Source organism: Streptomyces sp. NPDC050674 (assembly GCF_040654575.1).
GTDB lineage: Bacteria > Actinomycetota > Actinomycetes > Streptomycetales > Streptomycetaceae > Streptomyces.
Genome location: NZ_JBFAIG010000016.1, coordinates 139,248 through 160,645 on the forward strand (window position 1 = coordinate 139,248; position 21,398 = coordinate 160,645).

20 protein-coding genes are annotated in these 21,398 nt (G+C 73.9%); 9 read left to right on the forward strand and 11 right to left on the reverse strand.

All coding sequences use genetic code 11. The annotated features are described in order from the left end of the window. Positions 1-220: 220 nt before the first annotated feature. From AB0I06_RS25505 to fxsA, 4 genes are all read left to right on the forward strand, one after another. Entirely contained in the window at positions 221-661 is a 441-nt protein-coding gene (locus AB0I06_RS25505; RefSeq protein WP_004002750.1) for an Lrp/AsnC family transcriptional regulator, read from the forward strand. Positions 662-746: 85 nt separating this feature from the next. Next, on the forward strand, positions 747-2,348 hold the full coding sequence (locus AB0I06_RS25510) for an amidohydrolase (RefSeq protein ID WP_363121161.1): 1,602 nt from the start codon (positions 747-749) through the stop codon (positions 2,346-2,348). 535 nt (positions 2,349-2,883) lie between these two features. Then, positions 2,884-3,687 (forward strand): polyprenol monophosphomannose synthase, encoded by an 804-nt coding sequence (locus tag AB0I06_RS25515; protein ID WP_363121162.1) that lies wholly within the window; start codon positions 2,884-2,886, stop codon positions 3,685-3,687. Between the two features lie 89 nt (positions 3,688-3,776). After that, positions 3,777-4,340, forward strand: a complete 564-nt coding sequence (fxsA, locus tag AB0I06_RS25520; protein ID WP_363121163.1) for an FxsA family membrane protein — start codon at positions 3,777-3,779, stop codon at positions 4,338-4,340. 166 nt (positions 4,341-4,506) lie between these two features. On the opposite strand, the gene AB0I06_RS25525 is transcribed toward fxsA, so the two are convergent. The 4 genes from AB0I06_RS25525 to AB0I06_RS25540 all read right to left on the reverse strand — a co-directional run bounded on the left by AB0I06_RS25525 (position 4,507) and on the right by AB0I06_RS25540 (position 7,995). Further along, on the reverse strand, positions 4,507-4,881 hold the full coding sequence (locus tag AB0I06_RS25525) for an RNA polymerase-binding protein RbpA (protein ID WP_003977404.1): 375 nt from the start codon (positions 4,879-4,881) through the stop codon (positions 4,507-4,509). A gap of 266 nt (positions 4,882-5,147) precedes the next feature. Next, positions 5,148-6,494, reverse strand: coding sequence for an MFS transporter (locus tag AB0I06_RS25530; RefSeq protein WP_363121164.1), 1,347 nt, complete (start codon positions 6,492-6,494; stop codon positions 5,148-5,150). 47 nt (positions 6,495-6,541) lie between these two features. Continuing rightward, positions 6,542-7,309: a glycerophosphodiester phosphodiesterase gene (locus tag AB0I06_RS25535; protein ID WP_363121165.1), complete on the reverse strand. Its 768-nt coding sequence runs from the start codon at positions 7,307-7,309 to the stop codon at positions 6,542-6,544. Then, positions 7,306-7,995 carry a hypothetical protein gene (locus AB0I06_RS25540; RefSeq protein ID WP_363121166.1) on the reverse strand — a complete coding sequence of 230 codons (690 nt, stop codon included), beginning with the start codon at positions 7,993-7,995 and terminating at the stop codon, positions 7,306-7,308. Before AB0I06_RS25540 ends, AB0I06_RS25535 begins: the two co-directional genes overlap by 4 nt. A 64-nt stretch (positions 7,996-8,059) precedes the next feature. Between AB0I06_RS25540 and AB0I06_RS25545 the strand changes: the two genes are divergently transcribed. After that, the gene (locus AB0I06_RS25545; protein ID WP_363121167.1) at positions 8,060-9,559 is read left to right on the forward strand and encodes a PLP-dependent aminotransferase family protein; all 1,500 of its coding nucleotides are present in this window, start codon (positions 8,060-8,062) and stop codon (positions 9,557-9,559) included. A gap of 31 nt (positions 9,560-9,590) precedes the next feature. On the opposite strand, the gene AB0I06_RS25550 is transcribed toward AB0I06_RS25545, so the two are convergent. Continuing rightward, positions 9,591-11,591: a hypothetical protein gene (locus AB0I06_RS25550; RefSeq protein WP_363121168.1), complete on the reverse strand. Its 2,001-nt coding sequence runs from the start codon at positions 11,589-11,591 to the stop codon at positions 9,591-9,593. A gap of 52 nt (positions 11,592-11,643) precedes the next feature. After that, on the reverse strand, positions 11,644-11,838 hold the full coding sequence (locus AB0I06_RS25555; protein ID WP_030843336.1) for a hypothetical protein: 195 nt from the start codon (positions 11,836-11,838) through the stop codon (positions 11,644-11,646). 296 nt (positions 11,839-12,134) lie between these two features. Here AB0I06_RS25555 and AB0I06_RS25560 point away from each other — a divergent pair, with 296 nt between their 5' ends. The 4 genes from AB0I06_RS25560 to AB0I06_RS25575 all read left to right on the forward strand — a co-directional run bounded on the left by AB0I06_RS25560 (position 12,135) and on the right by AB0I06_RS25575 (position 16,754). Further along, positions 12,135-12,527: an ankyrin repeat domain-containing protein gene (locus AB0I06_RS25560; RefSeq protein ID WP_363121169.1), complete on the forward strand. Its 393-nt coding sequence runs from the start codon at positions 12,135-12,137 to the stop codon at positions 12,525-12,527. 301 nt (positions 12,528-12,828) lie between these two features. Beyond that, positions 12,829-14,247 carry a HEAT repeat domain-containing protein gene (locus AB0I06_RS25565; protein WP_363121170.1) on the forward strand — a complete coding sequence of 473 codons (1,419 nt, stop codon included), beginning with the start codon at positions 12,829-12,831 and terminating at the stop codon, positions 14,245-14,247. 186 nt (positions 14,248-14,433) lie between these two features. Further along, positions 14,434-15,561 (forward strand): glycosyltransferase family 1 protein, encoded by a 1,128-nt coding sequence (locus tag AB0I06_RS25570; RefSeq protein WP_363121171.1) that lies wholly within the window; start codon positions 14,434-14,436, stop codon positions 15,559-15,561. Then, positions 15,558-16,754: a glycosyltransferase gene (locus AB0I06_RS25575; RefSeq protein WP_363121172.1), complete on the forward strand. Its 1,197-nt coding sequence runs from the start codon at positions 15,558-15,560 to the stop codon at positions 16,752-16,754. Before AB0I06_RS25570 ends, AB0I06_RS25575 begins: the two co-directional genes overlap by 4 nt. A 195-nt stretch (positions 16,755-16,949) precedes the next feature. On the opposite strand, the gene AB0I06_RS25580 is transcribed toward AB0I06_RS25575, so the two are convergent. From AB0I06_RS25580 to AB0I06_RS25600, 5 genes are read right to left on the reverse strand one after another with little or no spacing between them, the layout of a single operon-like run. After that, positions 16,950-17,822 carry a biotin-dependent carboxyltransferase family protein gene (locus AB0I06_RS25580; protein ID WP_363121173.1) on the reverse strand — a complete coding sequence of 291 codons (873 nt, stop codon included), beginning with the start codon at positions 17,820-17,822 and terminating at the stop codon, positions 16,950-16,952. Beyond that, the gene (locus AB0I06_RS25585; protein WP_363121174.1) at positions 17,819-18,436 is read right to left on the reverse strand and encodes an allophanate hydrolase subunit 1; all 618 of its coding nucleotides are present in this window, start codon (positions 18,434-18,436) and stop codon (positions 17,819-17,821) included. Before AB0I06_RS25585 ends, AB0I06_RS25580 begins: the two co-directional genes overlap by 4 nt. Then, positions 18,433-19,191 (reverse strand): 5-oxoprolinase subunit PxpA, encoded by a 759-nt coding sequence (locus tag AB0I06_RS25590; protein ID WP_363121175.1) that lies wholly within the window; start codon positions 19,189-19,191, stop codon positions 18,433-18,435. Before AB0I06_RS25590 ends, AB0I06_RS25585 begins: the two co-directional genes overlap by 4 nt. A 17-nt stretch (positions 19,192-19,208) precedes the next feature. Next, the gene (locus AB0I06_RS25595; protein WP_363121176.1) at positions 19,209-20,036 is read right to left on the reverse strand and encodes a putative hydro-lyase; all 828 of its coding nucleotides are present in this window, start codon (positions 20,034-20,036) and stop codon (positions 19,209-19,211) included. Continuing rightward, positions 20,033-21,334 (reverse strand): MFS transporter, encoded by a 1,302-nt coding sequence (locus AB0I06_RS25600; protein ID WP_363121177.1) that lies wholly within the window; start codon positions 21,332-21,334, stop codon positions 20,033-20,035. Before AB0I06_RS25600 ends, AB0I06_RS25595 begins: the two co-directional genes overlap by 4 nt. Positions 21,335-21,398: the final 64 nt, after the last annotated feature.

Sequence of the window (21,398 nt, forward strand, 5' to 3'; positions counted from 1 at the left end):
ACAGCAAGCACTTCCCGTCCCCCCTGGGGGGTAATCACGAGAACATCACGGAGCCTGTTCGAGGCGTGTGGCGTTCGTCACATGCCCTGCCCGGGTGTCCGCTGCGGTGCGTTTGTCCCCCGAACGGCTGACACCCGGCCGCCGGCCACATCACGAACCGGGCATGACCCGGGCTGCTCAGGTATCCGAGGAGATCAGCCGCCCTGTAGGTTCTTGCGCCATGGAGGAGCTGGACCGACAGATCGTGCAGCTGCTCGTCAAGGACGGGCGGATGAGCTACACCGACCTGGGCAAGGCCACAGGGCTGTCCACGTCGGCCGTGCATCAGCGGGTGCGGCGGCTGGAGCAGCGGGGTGTCATCCGGGGCTACGCCGCGGTCGTCGATCCGGAGGCCGTGGGCCTGCCGATGACGGCGTTCATCTCGGTGAAGCCGTTCGACCCCAGCGCGCCGGACGACATCGCCGACCGGCTCGCCGGGGTGCCGGAGATCGAGGCGTGCCACAGCGTCGCGGGGGACGAGAACTACATCCTCAAGGTGCGGGTGGCGACGCCGCACGAGCTGGAGGAACTGCTGGCCCGGTTGCGCTCGCTGGCCGGGGTGTCCACACGGACGACGGTGGTGCTGTCCACGCCGTACGAGGCGCGACCGCCGCGGATCTGACCGCCGATCGGCGCACGGGGGCGTCCGCGCGGTTCCCCGCGCCCCTGATGAGGGCGTCGCCCCCGCCCCTGTGAGACTGTGCTCCATGAGTGAGTCCACCACCCCGCCCAAGACCGTGCTTCTCCGCCGTGGAGAGGTCCACAGCCCCGCCGACCCCTTCGCCACCGCGATGGTCGTGGAGCGCGGACAGATCGCCTGGGTGGGGTCCGAAGGGGCCGCCGACGCCTTCGCGGACGGGGTCGACGAGGTGGTCGACCTGGACGGGGCGCTGGTCACCCCGGCGTTCACCGATGCGCATGTGCACACGACCGCCACGGGCCTGAGCCTGACCGGGCTCGACCTCTCCGGCGCGCCCACCCTGGAGGCCGCCCTCGCCCGCGTACGGGACTTCGCCGCCGCCCGACCCGACGACCGGGTGCTGCTCGGGCACGGCTGGGACGCCGCCCGCTGGCCCGGGGGGCGCCCCCCGACGCGGGCCGAACTCGACGAGGCCACCGGGCACCGGCCCCTCTACCTCAGCCGGATCGACGTCCACTCCGCTGTGGTGAGCACCGCCCTGCTCGACCTGGTTCCGGGGGTCACCCATGAGGACGGTCCGCTCACCGCCGACGCCCATCACGCCGTACGCGCCGCCGCGTTCGCCGCCGTGACGCCCGGGCAGCGCACCGAGGCGCAGCGCGCCGCCCTCGCGCACGCCGTCTCGCTGGGCATCGGCACGGTCCACGAGTGCGCCGGGCCGGAGATCTCCTCCGAGGACGACTTCACCGGCCTGCTGCGCCTCGCCGCGGCGCAGCCCGGGCCGCGTGTGGTCGGCTACTGGGCCGAGCGGGACGTCACCAAGGCACGGGAGCTGGGCGCGGCCGGAGCCGCGGGGGACCTGTTCGTCGACGGTGCCCTCGGTTCGCACACGGCCTGTCTGCACCAGCCGTACGCCGACGCCGCGCACACCGGCACCGCCTACCTGGACGCCGCCGCGGTCGCCGCGCACGTCGTGGCCTGCACCGAGGCGGGGCTCCAGGCCGGTTTCCACGCCATCGGCGACGCGGCCGTGGACGCCGTCGTGGAGGGCGTGCGCGCCGCCGCCGAGAGGCTCGGCCTCGCCCGGATCCGTGCGGCCCGGCACCGCGTCGAGCACGCCGAGATGCTCACCCCCGAGAGCATCGCCGCCTTCGCCGAACTCGGCCTCACCGCTTCCGTGCAGCCCGCCTTCGACGCCCTGTGGGGCGGCGAGGAGGGCATGTACGCACAGCGCCTGGGCGGGGAGCGGGCCCGCGCCCTCAACCCCTTCGCGGCCCTGCTGCGCGCCGGGGTCCCGCTCGCCTTCGGCTCCGACAGCCCCGTCACCCCGCTCGACCCGTGGGGCACGGTCCGGGCCGCCGCCTTCCACCGCACGCCGGAGCACCGTGTCTCCGTGCGCGCCGCGTTCACGGCGCACACGCGCGGCGGCTGGCGGGCCGTCGGACGGGACGACGCGGGCGTCCTCGTCCCCGGCGCCCCCGCCGACTACGCCGTCTGGCGCACCGGTGAACTCGTCGTCCAGGCGCCGGACGACCGTGTGGCGCGCTGGTCGACCGATCCCCGCTCCGGCACCCCCGGCCTGCCCGACCTCACTCCGGGCCGCGACCTGCCCGTCTGCCTGCGCACGGTGGTGGGCGGACGCACGGTCTTCGTACGGCCGGGCGAGTGATCTACGGGGGTGGCGCGCATGACGTCGTGCGCCGCGCCCCCGGCGCGCGACCTGCGTATCCTCCGCGCTGACCAGCGCTTTGCCGAACGATGCGCAGGTCGGACGGCTGTTGACACGCGGCCGCAGGAGGCCGGTAGGTTCGGCCGAGTCCACCACCGGACGCCCGACCGGGGAACGTCCGAGCACTCGCCGCGGCGCCGCCGGGTCAGGGACGGTGTGCCGCACCGGGGCACCGCCACTGGGAGCCAGGCTCAGGCCGGCGCAGCGCCGAGGGAACGTTCCGGCCGGTCGGGGAGGTGTGACCCGGGTGGGGCCCGGACGCTCAGTAGACAACGGCTTTCGGTCGATCCGCAGCCGGCGGATCCCAGGTCGGCCCGAAGGGCGCCGGGCCCCCATCCGCCGCACACGCGCACCCCGGAAGCGCGTTCTTACCCGCGTCTTGCGGATTCGACACCACGATTCGAACGTCCCGTCGCGTCGGCGCAGGCCGAGCCCACTATGGTGGACCTCTGCGTATGGACATGAAGGGGCAGTAGTGAACGACGGCGACGGAACCCTCGCGGCTGGAGCCCAGGGGAGGAAGTTCGGCCCGCTCGGCACGGCCTTGGTGATCATCCCGACCTTCAACGAGGCGGAGAACATCAAGAGCATCGTCGGCCGGGTACGCAAGGCCGTCCCCGAGGCGCACGTGCTCGTGGCCGACGACAACAGCCCGGACGGCACGGGCAAGCTCGCCGACGAGCTGACCGTCGAGGACGACCACGTCCACGTGCTGCACCGCAAGGGCAAGGAGGGCCTGGGGGCCGCCTACCTCGCGGGCTTCCGCTGGGGCCTGGAGCGCGACTACGGCGTGCTGATCGAGATGGACGCCGACGGCTCGCACCAGCCCGAGGAGCTGCCCCGCCTGCTCACCGCCCTCAAGAGCGCCGACCTGGTGCTGGGCTCGCGCTGGGTGCCGGGCGGCCGGGTGGTCAACTGGCCGAAGTCCCGCGAGGTGATCTCCCGGGGCGGCAGTCTCTACTCCCGGCTCGCGCTCGATCTGCCGCTGCGCGACATCACCGGCGGCTACCGTGCCTTCCGCCGCGAGACCCTGGAGGGCCTCGGCCTCGACGAGGTCGCCTCCCAGGGGTACTGCTTCCAGGTGGATCTCGCCCGCCGCGCGGTCAAGGCCGGCTACCACGTGATCGAGGTGCCCATCACCTTCGTCGAGCGTGAACTGGGCGACTCCAAGATGAGCCGCGACATCCTCGTCGAGGCGCTGTGGCGGGTCACGGCGTGGGGCGTGGGGGAGCGGGTCGGCAAGGTCACGGGGCGCGTCGGCAAGCCGCAGCAGCGGTAGCCGCAGGCCCGTCCCTCCGGCAGCCGCTGACGGAAACGGCTGGTGGCGGCCTTATCCCGTGCTGAGCCGGGGCCAGGCACACTGGAGGCATGACGACTGGCGCTCAGACCCCGCTGTCCCCTGCCCGGCCCCGGCGCTCCCGGCTGCGTACGTTCCTGCCGCTGGGCGTCGCCGCGTGGCTCGTGCTGGAGATCTGGCTGCTGTCCATGGTCGCCGGGGCGAGCAGCGCCCTGGTGGTCTTCCTCGTCCTGCTGGCGGGTCTCGTCCTCGGCTCGGTCGTCATCAAGCGGGCCGGGCGGCGCGCCTTCCGCAAGCTCTCCGAGGCCCTGCAACAGCAGCAGAGCGGTGTGCTGCCCGAGGACCGGTCGGGCAGCGAGGGCAACGGCCTGATGATGCTGGGCGGGTTGCTCCTGATCATCCCCGGCCTCGTGTCGGACGCGGTGGGCCTGCTCCTGCTGCTGCCGCCGGTGCAGAAGGCCGTGAGCCGGACCGCGGAGCGCACCTTCGAGCGCAAGCTCCGTCAGGCCCGTGAGGGCAGCCTGAGCGGCGCTTTCCAACAGGCCCGGATGCGCCAGCCCGACGGCAAGGTCGTCCAGGGCGAGGTCATCAGGGACGAGCCTGAGGACGCTCCGCGCCCGCCTCTGACCCACTGAGCCGTATGGGGCGCCCGTGCCCTGGTGCCCTGGACCCCGGGACGCTCCGGGGCCCGGACAAGCGGTGCCGGTGGCAGCGCGCACGCGGAAGACCGCGGGCGCCGTACTCTCGTACGGCGCCCGCGGTCTTCTGATGCGCTGTTACTTCGGCCAGACCTTGGAAGGACTATGCCGACTTGCGGCTGTCGCGCGGATGAACAGCGATGTTCATCGCACCGGAGCGCAAAACCGCCAGACGCTCCTCGAGGACCTCTTCGAGTTCCTCGCGGGTGCGCCGCTCCATCAGCATGTCCCAATGCGTACGCGCGGGCTTGGCCTTCTTTTCTTCAGGGCCATCGCCGTCCACGAGGAGTGCCTGGGCACCGCAGACCTTGCACTCCCACTCCGGCGGGATCTCCGCCTCGACCGAGAAGGGCATCTCGAAGCGGTGCCCCTTCTCGCATGCGTACTCCACGGCCTGGCGCGGGGCCAGGTCGATGCCGCGGTCCGTCTCGTAGCTGGTCACCACGAGGCGCGTGCCGCGAAGAGCTCGCTCACTCATGAATCGTGCCTCCCGGGCTTGTCGCCCACAGGACAGGTGTCGCTGTCGTCGTCATCCGGTCAACGTCCGGTCGGCGGTAAAGATTCCCGTTCCGAGTCCCGTTCCGGGTCATGCGTCGCCGTCGTAGCCGCCCTTGTTGTACCCACCAGCGCCCGGTTTGTCACATCTGATAACAGATGTAACCCAGCGTTTCGGCATCTTTGACGCGCAGTAACGGTACGCCTGGCAGGCCAAACGCGTACACTACAGCCCTTTCGCGTTCAGTGCTAAATCCTGTCCGGAACCGGGTTCCCCGCTTCGCCGATCGCACGCCGCACCGGAACGCGTGCGAGCAGCCCGAACCCGAGGACGAAGAACGCCACCAGCGAGATGATCGCGTCCCGGTAGCTTCCGGTCAGCTGATGGGTGACCCCGAACAGCAGCGGTCCCAGCCAGCTCATGCCGCGGTCGCTCACCTCGTAGGCCGAGAAGTATTCGGCCTCCTTGCCGGCCGGGACCAGATGGGAGAACAGGGACCGGGACAGCGCCTGGCTGCCGCCGAGGACCAGACCGATCCCGGCGGCCAGGACGAAGAACCACACCGGAGCCCCGGCCGGCAGGAAGTACCCGGCCGCCAGCGTCACCGTCCACGCGACCAGCGAGCCGAGGATCGTGCGTTTGGCCCCGTACACCCGGGCCAGCCGGCCCATGGCCAGCGCGCCCGCCACCGCCAGCACCTGCACCAGCAGGACGGCGCCGATGAGCGTGGACTGCCCCAGCCCCAGCTCCTCGGAGCCGTAGACCGACGCCTGGGAGATCACCGTCTGGATGCCGTCGTTGTAGACGAGGTAGGCGAGCAGGAAGGCCAGCGTCAGCGGGTGCCGGCGCATGTCGCGCACCGTCGCCGCGAGCTGCCGGAAACCGGGCAGGGCCGCTTCCCGGCCGACGGCCCGGCGGTCGCGCAGCCGCCGCAGCGGGACGAGGGCGAACGCGCCCCACCACAGCCCGGCCGACGCCAGGCAGATGCGGACCGCCGCGCTCTCGGACAGGCCGAAGCGCTCGTGCCCGGTGTACAGCACCAGGTCGGCGACGAGGACCAGCGCGCCCGCCGCGTAGCCGAAGGCCCAGCCGCGGGAGGAGACCGCGTCCCGCTGCTCCGGTGGGGCGATCTGCGGCAGATAGGAGTTGTAGAGCATCATCGCCACGGACTGCGCGGCGTTCGCGACGACGAGGAGTGCGCCGCCGAGCAGGTAACGGTCGCCGTCCAGGAAGAACATGGCCGCCGTGGCCGTCGCGCCGGTGTAGGCGGCGGCCGCGAGCAGGGGCTTCTTGCGCCCGGTGCGGTCGGCGGCGGCGCCCACCAGGGGCATCACCAGCACGGCCACGATCACCGACAGGGACACCGAGTACGCGAAGAAGGACCCGGCCCGCACCGGGAGGCCGAGAGGGTGCACGTACCCGTCGGCGTCGGCCGCCGACTTGGCGACCGAGGTCAGGTAGGGGCCCAGGAACACGGTGAGCACGCTCGTCGAGTAGACGGAGCAGGCCCAGTCGTAGACGTACCAGCCGCGCTGCTCGCGCCTCAGCTGTGCGGCCTCGTCGGCCGGTGGTGTCCGCACGGTGTCGTGGCCCACCCGTGCCCTCGCTTCCCCGTGAGCGTGCGCAGGGACGGCCCCGGGTCTCAGACCCAGACGCCGCGGTCCTCCATGACCTGGCGCAACGTGTCGATGTGATCGGTCATGATGCCATCCACGCCCAGGTCGAGAAGCCGGTGCATGCTCTCGGCGTCGTTGACGGTCCACACGTGCACCTGGAGACCGTGCGCGTGTGCGGCGTCCAGGAAGCGCCGGTCCACCACCTGGATGCCGGACTGGACCTCGGGGACCTGGGCGGCCACCGCCGAGCGGCGCACCGCGGCCGGCAGCCCCCAGGAGCGCAGCCGCAGGTTGAGCACGCCCCGCGTGCCGTACGAGGTGGCCAGGCGCGCGCCGGCCAGCCGCTGGGCGCGCACCACACGGGCCTCGGAGAACGAGCCCAGGCAGATCCGGTCCCAGGAGTTCGTGCGCCCGGCCAGGTCGAGGAAGGGCAGCAGCGCGGCCTCGGCCTTGACGTCCACGTTCCAGCGCACGTCGGGGAAGGTCTCCAGCAGCTCCTCGAAGAGGGGGAGGGGCTCCTCGCCCGCCACCCGGGCCTGCCGCACCTCCTGCCAGGGCAGGTCGGCGATCCGGCCCGCCCCGTCCGTCACCCGGTCCAGGGTCGCGTCGTGGAAGGCGACGAGTGCGCCGTCCCGGGTGGTGTGGACGTCGGTCTCGATGTACCGGTAACCGGCCTCGACGGCACACCGGAACTGCCGCACGGTGTTCTCCCGGCCGTCCGCGGCCCCGCCCCGGTGAGCGAAGGCGATCGGGCCGGGATGGTCGAGGTAGGGGTGGCGTATCCGCGAGGTCACGGACGCAGTATCGCCCCTCGGGGTCGAGCGGTGGCAACGACCGTGCTGCCGCCGGATGCAGCGGGCACGGCGAACACCCGCAGGAACGCCTGGACCAGGGGGCCGATCGCCAGCGCGTACAGCAGGGTGCCGATCCCGACGGTGCCGCCCAGGGCGAAGCCGGTCGCCACGACCGTGAGCTCGATGCCCGTGCGGACCACCCGGACCGAGACGCCCGTGAGCCGGTGCAGTCCGGTCATCAGGCCGTCGCGCGGGCCCGGGCCGAAGCGCGCCGCGATGTACAGGCCCGTCGCCGCGCCGTTCAGGACGATCCCCACCACCATCAGCGTGATGCGCGGTGCCATGCCGTGCGCCTCGGGCATCAGGGCCAGTGTCGCGTCCATCGCCATGCCGATGACCAGCACGTTGGAGATCGTTCCCAGGCCCGGCCGCTGGCGCAGCGGGATCCACGCGAGCAGCACCGCGGCGCCCAGCAGGGTCAGCACGACGCCGATCGACAGGCCGGTCCGCTCGGACAGGCCCTGGTGCAGCACGTTCCACGGCTCCAGGCCGAGCCCCGAGCGGACCAGCAGCGCCGAACTCACGCCGTACAGCGCCAGACCGGCGTAGAGCTGGACGAGTCGCCGGGCCAAGAGCCCTCGCGTGAACATGATGTGCCCCCCTGTGGTGGTAGTGGACTGCTGCATGACACGATGTGGCTTGGATGGAGAGGCCATCCATGGCCAATCCGGGGAAGGTGGACTGATTTCGATGGCGGAGTGGACTTCGGCCGTGGGGGCGGCGCAGCTCGCCCGGCTCCTCCAATCCCAGCAGGACCGCCCGGCAGGACCCGGCACGCGCCGGCCGCCGGCCTACCGCGCGCTCGCCGACGGCATCCGCCTGCTGGTGCTCGAAGGGCGCGTCCCGGTGGCCGCCCGGCTGCCCGCCGAACGGGAACTGGCCCTCTCCCTGTCCGTCAGCCGTACGACCGTCGCCGCCGCTTACGAGGCGCTGCGCGGCGAGGGTTTCCTTGAGTCCCGGCGCGGCGCGGGCAGCTGGACCGCCGTCCCGGCCGGGAAACCGCTGCCCGCGCGAGGGCTCGAGCCCCTGCCGCCGGAGGCCCTCGGCTCGATGATCGACCTCGGCTGTGCCGCCCTGCCGGCGCCCGAGCCCTGGCTCACCCGGGCCGTCCAGGGCGCCCTGGAGGAACTGCCGCCCTACGCGCACACGCACGGCGACTATCCGGCCGGGCTGCCCGCGCTGCGGGCGATGATCGCCGACCGCTACACCGCGCGCGGCATCCCCACCATGCCCGAGCAGATCATGGTGACGACCGGGGCGATGGGCGCGATCGACGCCATCTGCCACCTCTTCGCCGGGCGGGGCGAGCGCATCGCGGTCGAGTCGCCCTCCTACGCCAACATCCTCCAGCTGATGCGGGAGGCCGGGGCCCGGCTCGTGCCCGTCGCCATGGCCGAGGGACTCACCGGCTGGGACATGGACCGCTGGCGGCAGGTCCTGCGCGACGCCGCGCCCCGTATCGCCTATGTCGTGGCCGACTTCCACAACCCGACCGGGGCGCTCGCGGACGAGGACCAGCGCCGGCGGCTGGTCGACGCGGCGCGGTCCGCGGGGACCGTGCTGATCGCCGACGAGACGATGAGCGAGCTGTGGCTCGACGCGGACGTGCGGATGCCGCGGCCGGTGTGCGCGTTCGACCCGGCCGGGTCCACGGTGATCACGGTGGGCTCGGCGAGCAAGGCCTTCTGGGCCGGGATGCGGATCGGGTGGGTGCGTGCCGCGCCGGACGTGATCCGCAGTCTGGTCGCCGCACGGGCGTACGCCGACCTCGGTACGCCGGTGCTGGAGCAGCTGGCCGTGAACTGGCTGTTCGGGACCGGCGGCTGGGAGCAGGCCGTGGAGGTGCGGCGGGAGCAGGCCCGGGCGAACCGGGACGACCTGGTGGCCGCGGTACGGCGGAGGCTGCCCGGGTGGGAGTTCGAGGTGCCGCGGGGCGGGCTGACGCTGTGGGTGCGCACGGGGGGTCTGTCCGGGTCGCGGCTGGCCGAGGCGGGGGAGCGCGTGGGAGTGCGGGTGCCGTCCGGGCCGCGGTTCGGTGTGGACGGGGCGTTCGAGGGGTATGTGCGGCTGCCGTTCACTGTGGGGGGCGCGGTGGCCGAGGAGGCGGCCGTGCGGTTGGCCGCGGCCGCGGGGCTGGTGGAGAGCGGAGCGGTCGGGAGCGCGGAGGCGCCGCGCACGTTCGTCGCGTAGAAGGGGGGAGCGGACCGCCCGCAGCCAGAGGCTACGAGCGGTCCGCGTCCGACGGTTTCGTCAGGATCGCGACCGGCTCGGGCAGGGGGCCTTTCCCGAGGACCGGGGCCGCCTCGGGTTGCGGGTCCGGCGCGGTCGGCCCGGTTCGTACCACGACGGGCCTCGGCTTCGATTCCGGCGCGGTCGGCCCGGCGGACGCCGTCACCGGCTCGGGCTTCGGTGCCGCTGACCCGGTCCGCACCGCCACCGGCTTCGGCTCCGGGTTCGGCGCGGGTGGCCCGGCGGGCACTGTCACCAGGCTCGACGCGGTCGGTCCGGCGGGCACCGTCACCGGCTCGGGCTTCGGCTCCGGTGCGGTCGGCTCCGAGGACGCCGCCACCGCAACGGCCACCGCGACAGGCTCCGCTTCCGTGGGCCCGGCCGGCTTCGCCACCGGCTCCGGTTCCTCGTCCGCCGGCACGGGTACCGGCTGCGGCCCGCCCGCCGGCTGGTCCTGCTCCGGGATCGTCTCCCCGTCCGCCGGGGTCGTCCGGGGCGGGAGGAGGTCCAGGACGGCCTCGCACAGGGCGTCGGGCGTCGCGTCGTCGTAGGGGTTCGGGGTGGCCGGGACCTGGAGCCGGTGGACCGGGCCCGCGCCCAGGCGGGCGTAGCCGCGCCCGGGCGGGAGCTGGTCGATGGGAGTGGTGTGCGGGGGCGCGCCCAGCACCGACTCGAGCTGCTCCGCCGTCGCCGGGCCCAGGACCACGCGGGCGCGGGTGTGCTGGCGGACCGGATCGCTGAGGGCGTCCATGCTGTCCAGCTGGTCGGCCACGACCACCGTCACGTTGGCGGGACGGCCGTGCCGGAGGGGGACCTGGAGGAGCGACTGCGGATCCTTGCGGCCGTCCGCGGCGGCCAGATGGGTGAAGGCCGTCGGGCGGTCGAGCAGGATCCACAGCGGGCGCTTGGTGTCCTCGGGCGGCGGGTGGCCCGCCTGGTGAGCGCGGTTGGCGGCGATGAGGCGGCGTTCCGTCTCGGTCGCGGCCCACTCCAGGCTGGCAGTGACCCCGGCGAGCCCGGCCTCGACGGCGAGCACGCCGTCCCGGCCGGTGAGGCAGGCGTACTCGCCGGTGCCCCCGCCGTCGACGATCACCACGTCGCCGTGCTGGAGGGCCTGGAGCGCGATGGACCGCAGCAGCGTGGAGGTGCCGCTGCCGGGCTGGCCGAGGGCCAGCAGGTGCGGCTCGGTGGAGCGCAGGCCGGTGCGCCAGACGACCGGCGGCACGTCCCGCTGCCGTTCCCCCAGGGTGACGGGGAGGGTGCGCTGGACCCGGGTGGGGTCGGTGAAGCCCAGGACCGTCTCGCCGGGGGTGGTGACGAAACGCTGGGCGGCGATGTCGACCGGCAGTGGCAGGAGCACGCCGACCGTCAACTGGTTGCCTTCCTCGTCCCACGTGAAGTGGTATTCACGGCCCCGGCCCGACTTGGCCGCGAGGAGGTGCTCGATCCGGGCGCGGGCCTCGGCCTCCCCGTCGGTGAAGTACGCCGGGTAGCGGACCACCAGGTGCGAGATCCGGCCGCCGCCGTCGAAGGCGTAGGTGGGGAAGGCCTTGTCCCACGCGCCGCCGTGGGAGTACAGCGGCTCGGGGTCCTCGGCGGTGGAGAAGTACGGTACGAGCGCCTCGTACAGCGACTTCAGGCGCTCGGACTGCGACTCGTCGGGCCCGTCGGAGGCCGCCGTGGAGCGGTCCCGGCCCTGCCAGGCCGCCGCCGCCATCAGGGTGATGGCGGCGAGCAGCGGCCCGTACGGCGCGAGCGCCACGACCAGGACCACGGAGGCCACCAGGAACAGCAGCGCCCCCCGCCGCTCCTTGGGGGTCTCGGTCCATCTGCGCCGCCCGGCCGCCGCCAGCCGGCGCAGACCCCGCGTGATCGTGATCAGCGGGTGGAGGACGTCGGTGGCGCTGTCGGCGGCCGTCCGGGCCAGCTCCCGGCTCCGGGCGAGCTGCGCGCTGCCGTTGCTCAGAATGCGGGGGAGGGGGCGCCGGGCCACTACTGCCTCCAGGGAGTGCGTACGGGCGGGATGCGTACGGGGGACGGCCTCGTCAGAACTTGATTCCGCCGAGGAGGCTCGCCAGGCTCTCGCCGCCCGCCTTGATGCTCGGGGCGATGGCCGTGCTCGCCAGATAGAAGCCGAACAGCATGGCGACCACGGCATGCGACGCCTTCAGTCCGTCCTTGCGGAAGAAGATGAAGACGACGATGCCGAGCAGGACCACGCCTGAGATGGAGAGGATCATTTGAGGTCTCCTGGTTCGCGGGGACAGTCACCATGAGTACTTCCAGGCTCACAGCTTGTATCCATACGATAAAAGGTGCAACTGGGTGAAATCTGGACGATTTCGCCCTTGCGGTGGTGTGGTCCCGGGTCCGGTCCGGCCGGTTGTCGCGCTGGTCCGGGTCTGTGCTGATCTTTACCTCGGGCACATCGGGTCATGTGCCGCGCGAGCCAGTACCCTGGCGATTCACTCGTACGGCTGCGCCCTCGCAGGCGTACGCCCCTGAGCAGACGCGTAGTGGAGAGGCGGTCCGGCCGATGACCGAAGTCCCCGACCCCGAGGTCGTGGAGCTGGCGACCAAGATCTTCGATCTGGCCCGGCGGGGACAGACCGAGGCGCTCGTGGCGTACGTCGACGCGGGTGTTCCGGCCAACCTCACCAACGACCGCGGCGACTCGCTCGTGATGCTCGCCGCCTATCACGGCCACTCCGACGCGGTGCGCGCGCTGCTGGAGCGCGGCGCCGAGGCCGACCGGATCAACGACCGAGGCCAGACCCCGCTCGCCGGCGCCGTCTTCAAGGGTAAGACGGACGTCATCAAGGCACTTCTGGAGGGCGGCGCGGACCCGTCCGCCGGCACGCCGTCGGCGGTCGACACCGCCCGGATGTTCGGCCGGACACAATTGCTCGAACTGTTCGGCGAGCACTGAGCCGACCGGTCTGACCAGCAACGACACCGAAAACGGGGGAGGCGGTACAGGGCCGCCGAAATTTCGGTCGCGGCGGACGAGAGTGCCGAGTCATCATGACGACGTGGTTCACGGACGTGATGGTTGGGCAGGGGTTGCCGCACCGCGCGGGCCGTGACGCGGTCCGCAAGGGCCACCGACGAGAGGCAGAGGAAGATGGTCTACAGCAAGCAGGAAACGGCGGACACTCCGACGTGTTGTCGCGCGGCCAGGTAAGTACACGTCCCCGGTTGCGTCGACGCTTGATGTGAGGCTGTTTCCCATGTTCGATCCGGTCATAGCGCCCAGCGGTACGCTGCTCGGCCTGCTCCAGCGGGGCCGCGGCGACGGCACGCTGCACGCGCTCACCGCCCCGCGCCCCGAGGCGCTGGCGGCGCTGAACCACTGTGTGCTGCGCGATCCCCGCCACGACTGGCAGGTGGAGAACCGCTCCCTCTACTACGCCCGCCTCTTCCTCGACCTGAACGGCGAGCTGGACGAGGTCGAGGCCCACCTCTTCGGCGCCGAGGACGTCCTCGACGGCGACGAGTCCCGCACCGGGCTCGCCCTCGCCGTCCTCGGGCACCTCGCCTCCTACGGCAGGCGGGACGCCCTCGAACTGCTGCGCAGGTACGCCGCCCACGGTTCCAACTGGGCCTGGGCCCTCGACGAGCTCGCCCTCAGGGACGACGACGCGGGCCTGCGCGCCCTCGCCGCGCCCGTCCTCGCCCGGTTCCCGGCCGGTCCGGAGGGCGACGCCGAGCTGGCCGCCACCGTCCGGGACGCCTTCGAGCCCCGGCCGTGGCGCCTGTGGGCCGAGGATCCGCGCGCATCCGTCGCCACGCGGGTGCGGGCCGCCCACGAGACGGGCAGTTTCGACCGCTGGCAGCGGCAGATGCGGCCGACCGGGCCCCGACCCGGGTGGAGTGTGCAGGCCGTCTTCGAGTGGGCCCAGCAGGGTATCGAGCGCGGGGCCGCTCTCCATGTGCCGGCCGCCCGCTGTCTCACCGCCGTGGCGGGGCCCGAGGACCGGGCCGAGATCGTCCGTGCGGCGAAGGACGGTATCGACGGGGCCCGGTGCACGGCCCTGCGGTATCTCGCCGACGGCAACGATCCCGAGGCCCTCGACCTGATCGAGGGGGCCGTGGCCACCGGCTCGACGCTCGTGGTGGACGCCGCCGTCGACGCCTTCGAACGGATGCGCTCACTGGCGGCCGTGGACCGGGCCCGCGGCTGGGCTCGGCGGCCGGACGTGCTGGGCGCCGCGGCCGGACGCCTGCTCGCCTGCCTAGGCGGGGTCCAGGACCGCGAGCTGGTCCTCGCGGCGCTGCGGGAGGCCGTGCGGGGCGAGGGGCCCGACGCGCCGACCTTGTGGACCCTCGTGGACGGCACCGGACGGCTCGGCATCGCCTGCGCCGCCCCCGTGCTGCGCCACGTCTACCGCGAGACGGCCTCCTCCCATCTGCGCGGCAGGGCCGCCCGGGCCCTCGCCGCCACCGACCCCTCCTTCGCCACCGGCTTCGCCGTCGAGTGCCTGTGGGACTGCGAGGAGACCACCCGCGAGATCGCCGCCCGGCACGCCGAGACCGGGGACACCCGCGTCGTCGAGCGACTGCGCCGGCTCGCCGCCGACCCGGCCGAGGAGGCCGAGGTGCAGACGGCCGTACGCAGCAGGATCGGTCCCGAGGAGACCGCTGTGTGACCCCCACCCCGACGGGATGCCGAGGCGGACCCGCGCCGCCAGGGTGAACAGGGGACGACTCACGGGCCAGGGCGGGATGGACACGGCCTGACCTGCGCGGGTGCGCATCGCAACGCTCACGGGACGTTCCTCGCGCGGAAAGGTCCCCGTCGACGCGGCCACGTCCGGTACGGCCACAACACCGGTATGCGTGTCGTCATCGTGACCGAATCCTTTCCCCCCGATGTGAACGGCGTGGCCCACTGCGCGCTCCAGACCGCCCGGCACCTCGTCGATCGCGGTCACGCCCCCGTCGTCGTCGCCCCGGCACCGGCGCCCGGCCACAAGCCCGACGCCTTCGCCCCGTGCCCCGTCGTCCACGTCCCCTCCCTCCCGCTGCCCGGTTATCCCCAGGTCCGCGTCGCCCTCCCCAGCCGCCGCCTGGCCGCCACTGTCATCGGGCACCGCCCGGACGTGGTCCATCTCGCCGGCCCCTTCGTCCTCGGCGTACGCGGCATGGCGGCGGCCGCCCGCCTCGGCATCCCCGCCGTCGCCGTCTACCAGACCGACCTGGCCGGTTACGCCCGTACGTACATGGGCGCCGGAGAGGCCGCCGCCTGGCGGCGCATCCGCTCCGTCCACGGTGCCGCCGACCTCACCCTCGCCCCGTCCAGCGCGGCCCTGCACGACCTGGAGACCCACGGGGTGCCCCGGGTCCGGCTGTGGCCGCGCGGCGTGGACACCGAGCGCTTCCGGCCCGGCCGGCGCGACGAGGCCCTGCACCGCGAACTCGCCCCGAACGGCGAACTGATCGTCGGCTACGTCGGCCGCCTCGCCCCCGAGAAGCAGGTCGAACTCCTCGCCGGGGTATGCGGCCTGGAGGGCGTCCGGGTCGTGATCGTCGGCGACGGCCCCAGCCGGCCCGCCCTGGAGCAGGCGCTGCCCGGGGCCGTCTTCCTCGGCCGGCGCACCGGTGACGACCTCGCCCGGGTCTTCGCCTCGTTCGACGTCTTCGCGCACACGGGCCCCTTCGAGACCTTCTGCCAGACGGTCCAGGAGGCCATGGCCAGCGGCCTGCCCGTGGTGGCACCCGCGGCGGGCGGACCGCTGGACCTCGTCGCCCACGGGCGCACCGGGCTGCTGGTGCCGCCGCGCGACGCCAGCGCCGTACGGGACGCTGTGCGGTCCCTGGCCGCCGACGCCGGGCTGCGGGCCGCTTTCGGCACCGCCGGGCGCGCCGCGGTCGAGGGCCGCACCTGGGCGGCCGTCGGCGACCGGCTGCTCGGGCATTACACGCAGGTGCTCGCCGGGCGCCGGACGGCGGTGGCGGCATGAGCGACGCGCCCGCGCACGGCAGCGGCGGCCGGCCGCTGCGGATCGTCCGGCTCGCCAACTTCGTCGCGCCCTCGTCGGGCGGTCTGCGCACCGCGCTGCGCGAGCTGGGCAAGGGCTACAGGGCGGCCGGGCACAAACCGGTCCTCGTGGTGCCCGGCGAGCGGGCGGGCGAGCGCGAGACCGAACAGGGACGGGTGATCACCCTCCCCGGGCCGCTGCTGCCCGGCACCGGCGGCTACCGCGTCCTCACCGACAAGCGGCGACTGGCCCGCCTCCTGGAGGAACTCGCGCCGGACCGGCTGGAGGTGTCCGACCGGACGACCCTGCGATGGACCGGGAAGTGGGCGCGGCGCGCCCGGATCCCGGCCGTGATGGTCTCCCACGAGACGGCCGACGGGGTGCTGCGCACCTGGGGCCTGCCGGAGGGAGCCGCCCGGCGGGCCGCCGACGCCCTCAACGTCCGTACGGCCCGCACGTACGCGCGCGTGGTGTGCACCACCGAGTTCGCCGAGCGGGAGTTCGTGCGGATCGGCGCCCGCAACGTCGTCCGGGCGCCACTCGGCGTCGACCTGGTGCGGCGGCACCCGGCGCTGCGCGCCCCGGAGGTACGGGCACGGTACGCGCGCGAGGACGATGTGCTGCTCGTGCTGTGCTCGCGCCTGTCCGTGGAGAAACGGCCCGGCACGGCGCTGGACGCCCTGGAGGCGCTGCGGCGGCGCGGCCGCCGAGCCGTCCTGGTGGTGGCCGGGGACGGCCCGCTGCGCGCCCGGCTCGAACAACGGGTGCGGGCGAGCGGTCTGCCGGTCACCTTCCTCGGTCATGTCATTGACCAGGGCCTGCTCGGGGCGCTCCAGGCGTCCGCCGACATCGCCCTGGCGCCCGGGCCGGCCGAGACCTTCGGGCTGGCCGCGCTGGAGGCCATGGCATGCGGCACACCCGTGGTCGCGAGCGCGTCGTCGGCGCTGCCGGAGGTGATCGGCTCCGCCGGGGCCGTCGCGGTGGATCACGCAGAGGCGTTCGCGGACGCCGTGGACCTGCTGCTGGAGCGTCTGGAGGCGGACCGGCGCGAGGCGGCACGCGCGCGTGCGGAGTGCTTCGGGTGGAACGCGGCGGTCGACGCGTTCCTCGCCGCGCACGACGCCGCCGTCCCGGTCCATCCGGCTGCGCCGTTCGCGCCCGGGGGCGTGGCCTGACACACCCGTGCTGAAGGGGCCGCCGCGGTTGGCGGGCGGCCCGCCGAAGATGACCCGGCGCCGAGGAGCCGCGGCACCGCGCCAGGGGCACCAGCGCCCGGCTCGGTCCGCAGGCCCCGGCGCGGTGTCGGCCGCGCTCGCCGAACTGTCGGCGGCGGAGCGGGCGGACGGTGCCTGACGGGCCCTCCATGGGGTCTAATGGCGGCGTACGGCCACGAAGCGGACCGGCGTGCCGGGAACCGCCTGGGCGGCGGCCGGGAGGTCGGCGGCGCGGACCACGGCGATGACCGGGTAGCCCCCGGTGGTCGGATGGTCGGCCAGGAACACCACCGGCCTGCCGTCCGGCGGGACCTGCACGGCACCCAGCACCATGCCCTCGCTGGGGAGTTCACCCGGCCGGGCCCGCTCCAGGACCGGTCCCTCCGTGCGCAGCCCGATGCGGTTGCTCGCGGAGGACACCCGGTAGGAGCGGGAGACGAAGGTGCGGACGGCCTGCGGCGTGAACCAGCCGTCGCGCGGGCCGAGTGTCACCCGCAGCACCAGCTCGGCCGGCGGCGCCGGCTGCGGGGCGACGTCCACGCGCGCGTGCACGCCCGTCGGGCGGCCCAGGGGCAGCACCGCGCCGTCCGCGAGCGGGGGCGGGCCGAGCCCCGACAGCAGGTCCGTGGACCGGCTGCCGAGCACCGGCTCCACCGCAATGCCCCCGCAGACGCCCAGGTAGGCGCGCACGCCCGACACCGCGGGTCCGACGTCCAGCAGCGCCCCCGCCGGCACGCGCACCGGCCCGCCCCAGGCGACGGGCCGCCCGTCCACCGTGACCCGGCAGGGCGCGCCCGCGACCGCCACGGTGACGTCCGAACGGGGGCGCACGGCACAGCCGTCGAGGGTCGTCTCCAGCACGGCCGCCCCGGGCCGATTGCCGACGAGCCGGTTGGCCAGGTCGGCGGCGGGCCGGTCCAGAGCCCCGGAGCGGGGGACGCCCAGATGAGCGTGGCCGGGGCGGCGGCCCTCGTCCTGCACGGTCGTCAGGGCCCCGGCCCTGACCACGGCGAGCGCACGGTCCGTCATGACCCCGCCTCGGGCACGAACCGCACCCGCGTGCCCGGCGACAGCAGCGCCGCCGGCACGCGCGCATGGTCCCACAGGACGGCATCGGTGCTGCCGATCAGCTGCCAGCCGCCCGGGGACGAGCGCGGGTACACGCCCGTGTACGGGCCCGCCAGGGCCACCGAACCCGCCGGGACGGCCGTGCGCGGGGTGGCCCGGCGCGGAACGTCGTAGCGCGGCGGCAGCCCCGTGAGGTAGCCGAAGCCGGGTGCGAAACCGCAGAAGGCGACCCGGAACTCGGTGGCCGCGTGGACGCGGGCGACCTCCGGCACCGGCACCCCCCAGTGCGCGGCGACGTCGGCCAGGTCCGGGCCGTCGTAGCGCACCGGGATCTCGACGACCGCGTCGGCCCGCGGGGGAGCGGGCGGCAGCTGCGCGGCGGCCAGTTCGGCGGCCAGCCGGGCGGGGGCGTCGAGACCGTCCAGGAGGACCGTACGGGCCGCGGGCACGATCTCGCGGGCCGGGAGCGAGCCCTGCGCGCGGCGTCGCAGCAGCTCGGCGTGGAGCGCCTCGGCCTCCTCGCCCGAGGCCACCTCGACGAGCAGGGCGTCGTCGCCGACGGGCAGGACCCTCATGCGAAGGCCTCCACCCGGACGCCCGAGGCCTCCAGCCGTTCCCGCACCCGGCGCGCCAGCTCCACCGCGCCCGGGGTGTCGCCGTGCAGGCAAAGAGACCGCGCGCGTACCCCGACGCGCGTCCCCGAGCGGGAGACGACCTCGCCGGAGCGGGCCAGGCGCAGGGAGCGTTCCACCACGGCGTCCGGCTCCGTGATCACGGCGCCCTCCAGAGCCCGCGGCACCAGGGTGCCCTCGTCGGTGTACGCCCGGTCCGCGAACGCCTCGGTGACCACCGGCAGCCCGGACTTCCCGGCCAGCTCCAGCAGGCGCGAGCCGGGCAGTCCGAGGACGGGCAGGGCGGCGTCCGCGAGGAGGACGCCGTCGACGACCGCGGCGGCCTGCTCCTCGTCGCGCACCACCCGGTTGTACAGCGCGCCGTGCGGTTTGACGTAGGCGACGCGGGAGCCGGCCGCCCGGGCGAAGACCTCCAGGGCGCCGATCTGGTAGGCGACCTCGGCCGCCAGCTCGGCGGGCGGCACGTCCATCGCGCGCCGCCCGAATCCGGCCAGGTCGCGGTAGGAGACCTGGGCGCCGATCCGCACCCCGCGCTCGGCCGCCAGCTCGCACACCCGGCGCATGGTGACGGCGTCACCGGCGTGGAAGCCACAGGCCACATTGGCGCTCGTGACGACGGACAGCAGCCCTTCGTCGTCGGTGAGCCGCCAGCGGCCGAAGCCCTCGCCGAGGTCGGCGTTCAGGTCGATGCAGGCCATGAATCCAGTGTCTCCTGTCAGGCCACGCGGTACTGCTCGTCGCGGGCGTCGGTGAGGAACATCTGCCCCGGGGCGTGGGTGAGGGCGAACGGCGGACGCGAGGCCATGACCGCCGCCTGCGGGGTCACCCCGCACGCCCAGTACACCGGGATGTCGTCCGGCTCGGCGTCCACCGGGTCCCCGAAGTCGGGGCGGCCGAGGTCGGCGACACCGAGCCCCGAGGGGTCACCGCAGTACACGGGGCTGCCGTGCACCGCCGGCATCAGACTGCTCTCCCGGATCGCCGCCGCCAGCCGCCGGGGCGGCACCGGCCGCATCGACACCACCAGCGGGCCGTGCAGCCGGCCCGCCGGACGGCACTGCCGGCTCGTGACGTACATCGGGACGTTGCGGCCCTGCTCGACGTGGCGGAGGGGCACGCCCGCCTCGCCGAGCGCCCACTCGAACGTGAAACTGCACCCGATCAGGAACGACACCAGGTCGTCCCGCCAGTACGCCCGCACATCGGTCGGCTCGTCCACCAGCTCGCCGTCCCGCCACACCCGGTAGCGCGGCAGGTCGGTGCGCAGGTCCGCGCCGTCGGCCAGCACGGTCGTCCAGGATCCGGCGTCCGTGACGTCGAGGACCGGGCAGGGTTTGGGGTTGCGCTGGCAGAACAGGAGCATGTCGTAGGCCCAGTCGGCGGGCACCGAGATCAGGTTGGCCTGGGTGTGACCCGCCGCGACCCCGGCCGTGGGGCCCGTCAGGCCCTCCCGGAAGCGGGAGCGGGCCGCTCGGGGGCGCCACGCGTGGGCGCGCTCGTCGACGAGGAGCACGGGGCGGTCCTCGGTTCCGGTGCGGTTCACGCCAGCTCCTTCCCGCGCGTCTCCGGCAGCCCGAGCAGCGCCAGGGCGGCGATGCCGTAGCCGATCGCGCCGAAGACCAGCGCGCCGCCGACACCCCAGCTGTCGGCCAGGAACCCGACCGTCGTCGGGAACACGGCACCCACCGCGCGCCCGGTGTTGTACGTGAAGCCCTGCCCCGTGCCGCGGACCGCCGTCGGGTACAGCTCGCTCAGGTAGGAGCCGAAGCCGCTGAAGATCGCCGACATGCAGAACCCGAGCGGGAAACCGAGCACCAGGAGCAGGGTGTTGGCCCCGCTCGGGATGTTCGCGTACGCCAGGATGCACAGCGCCGACAGCAGGGCGAAGAGCCAGATGTTGCGCCGCCGGCCCAGTCTGTCGGTGAGGTACCCGCCGGTCAGATAGCCGATGAAGGCGCCCGAAATGAGGAACGCCAGATAGCCGCCGGTGCCGACCACCGACAGGTCCCGCTCGGACTTCAGGTACGTCGGCACCCAGGTGGCCAGCGTGTAGTAGCCGCCCTGGACTCCGGTCGAGAGCAGCCCCGCGAAGACGGTGGTCCGCAGCAGGCCGGGCTTGAAGATGGCCGCGAAGCGGCCCTTCTCCGCGCTCTGTTCGCGCGCCGCGGCGGCCTCGGGGGCGTCGTGCACATTGCGCCGCAGCCAGATCACGAGCAGCGCGGGCAGCGCCCCGGTCCAGAACATGACGCGCCAGGCCAGATCGTCGCCGGCGACGGAGAACACCAGGGTGTATACGACCACCGCCAGGCCCCAGCCGACGGCCCAGGAGCTCTGGACCGCGCCGAGCGTGCGCCCCCGGTGGCTGGCGCTCGCGTACTCGGCGACCAGGATCGCGCCGACCGCCCACTCACCGCCGAACCCGAGGCCCTGGAGCGCGCGGAAGACCAGCAGGGTCTCGTAGTTGGGCGCAAAACCACAGGCGACCGTGAAGACGGCGTACGTGATGACGGTGACCATCAGGGCCTTCACCCGGCCGACGCGGTCCGCGAGCACGCCCGCGAGGGCGCCGCCGATCGCCGAGACCACCAGCGTGACGGTCGTGAAGAGGCCCGTCTGACCGCTGTTCAGACCGAAGTACGCGGAGAGCGCGACCATGCTCAGCGGCAGCGTGAAGTAGTCGTACGAGTCCAGGGCATAGCCGCCGAAGGCACCGGCGAACGCGCGGCGGCCACGCGGGCCGAGGGCGCGCAGCCAGCCCAGCGCCCCGTCGTCCGGGGTGCGTTCGGAGGTCACGGGACGGGGGCGGTCGGTCGGGGCCTGCGGTGGAGGGGTCGTGCTCATGGGCACCTCGCAGAGGGAGGACGGAGGGTGCTTCGGAGTGAGCCGTGCCGTGCGGAAACCGTCG

Coding starts and splice junctions, on each gene's coding strand:
- AB0I06_RS25505 (WP_004002750.1), top strand. CDS start 221: ATGGAGGAGCTGGACCGACAGATCGTGCAGCTGCTCGTCAAGGACGGG.
- AB0I06_RS25510 (WP_363121161.1), top strand. CDS start 747: ATGAGTGAGTCCACCACCCCGCCCAAGACCGTGCTTCTCCGCCGTGGA.
- fxsA (WP_363121163.1), top strand. CDS start 3,777: ATGACGACTGGCGCTCAGACCCCGCTGTCCCCTGCCCGGCCCCGGCGC.
- AB0I06_RS25525 (WP_003977404.1), bottom strand. CDS start 4,881: ATGAGTGAGCGAGCTCTTCGCGGCACGCGCCTCGTGGTGACCAGCTAC.
- AB0I06_RS25540 (WP_363121166.1), bottom strand. CDS start 7,995: ATGCAGCAGTCCACTACCACCACAGGGGGGCACATCATGTTCACGCGA.
- AB0I06_RS25545 (WP_363121167.1), top strand. CDS start 8,060: ATGGCGGAGTGGACTTCGGCCGTGGGGGCGGCGCAGCTCGCCCGGCTC.
- AB0I06_RS25555 (WP_030843336.1), bottom strand. CDS start 11,838: ATGATCCTCTCCATCTCAGGCGTGGTCCTGCTCGGCATCGTCGTCTTC.
- AB0I06_RS25560 (WP_363121169.1), top strand. CDS start 12,135: ATGACCGAAGTCCCCGACCCCGAGGTCGTGGAGCTGGCGACCAAGATC.
- AB0I06_RS25565 (WP_363121170.1), top strand. CDS start 12,829: ATGTTCGATCCGGTCATAGCGCCCAGCGGTACGCTGCTCGGCCTGCTC.
- AB0I06_RS25570 (WP_363121171.1), top strand. CDS start 14,434: ATGCGTGTCGTCATCGTGACCGAATCCTTTCCCCCCGATGTGAACGGC.
- AB0I06_RS25575 (WP_363121172.1), top strand. CDS start 15,558: ATGAGCGACGCGCCCGCGCACGGCAGCGGCGGCCGGCCGCTGCGGATC.
- AB0I06_RS25580 (WP_363121173.1), bottom strand. CDS start 17,822: ATGACGGACCGTGCGCTCGCCGTGGTCAGGGCCGGGGCCCTGACGACC.
- AB0I06_RS25585 (WP_363121174.1), bottom strand. CDS start 18,436: ATGAGGGTCCTGCCCGTCGGCGACGACGCCCTGCTCGTCGAGGTGGCC.
- AB0I06_RS25590 (WP_363121175.1), bottom strand. CDS start 19,191: ATGGCCTGCATCGACCTGAACGCCGACCTCGGCGAGGGCTTCGGCCGC.
- AB0I06_RS25600 (WP_363121177.1), bottom strand. CDS start 21,334: ATGAGCACGACCCCTCCACCGCAGGCCCCGACCGACCGCCCCCGTCCC.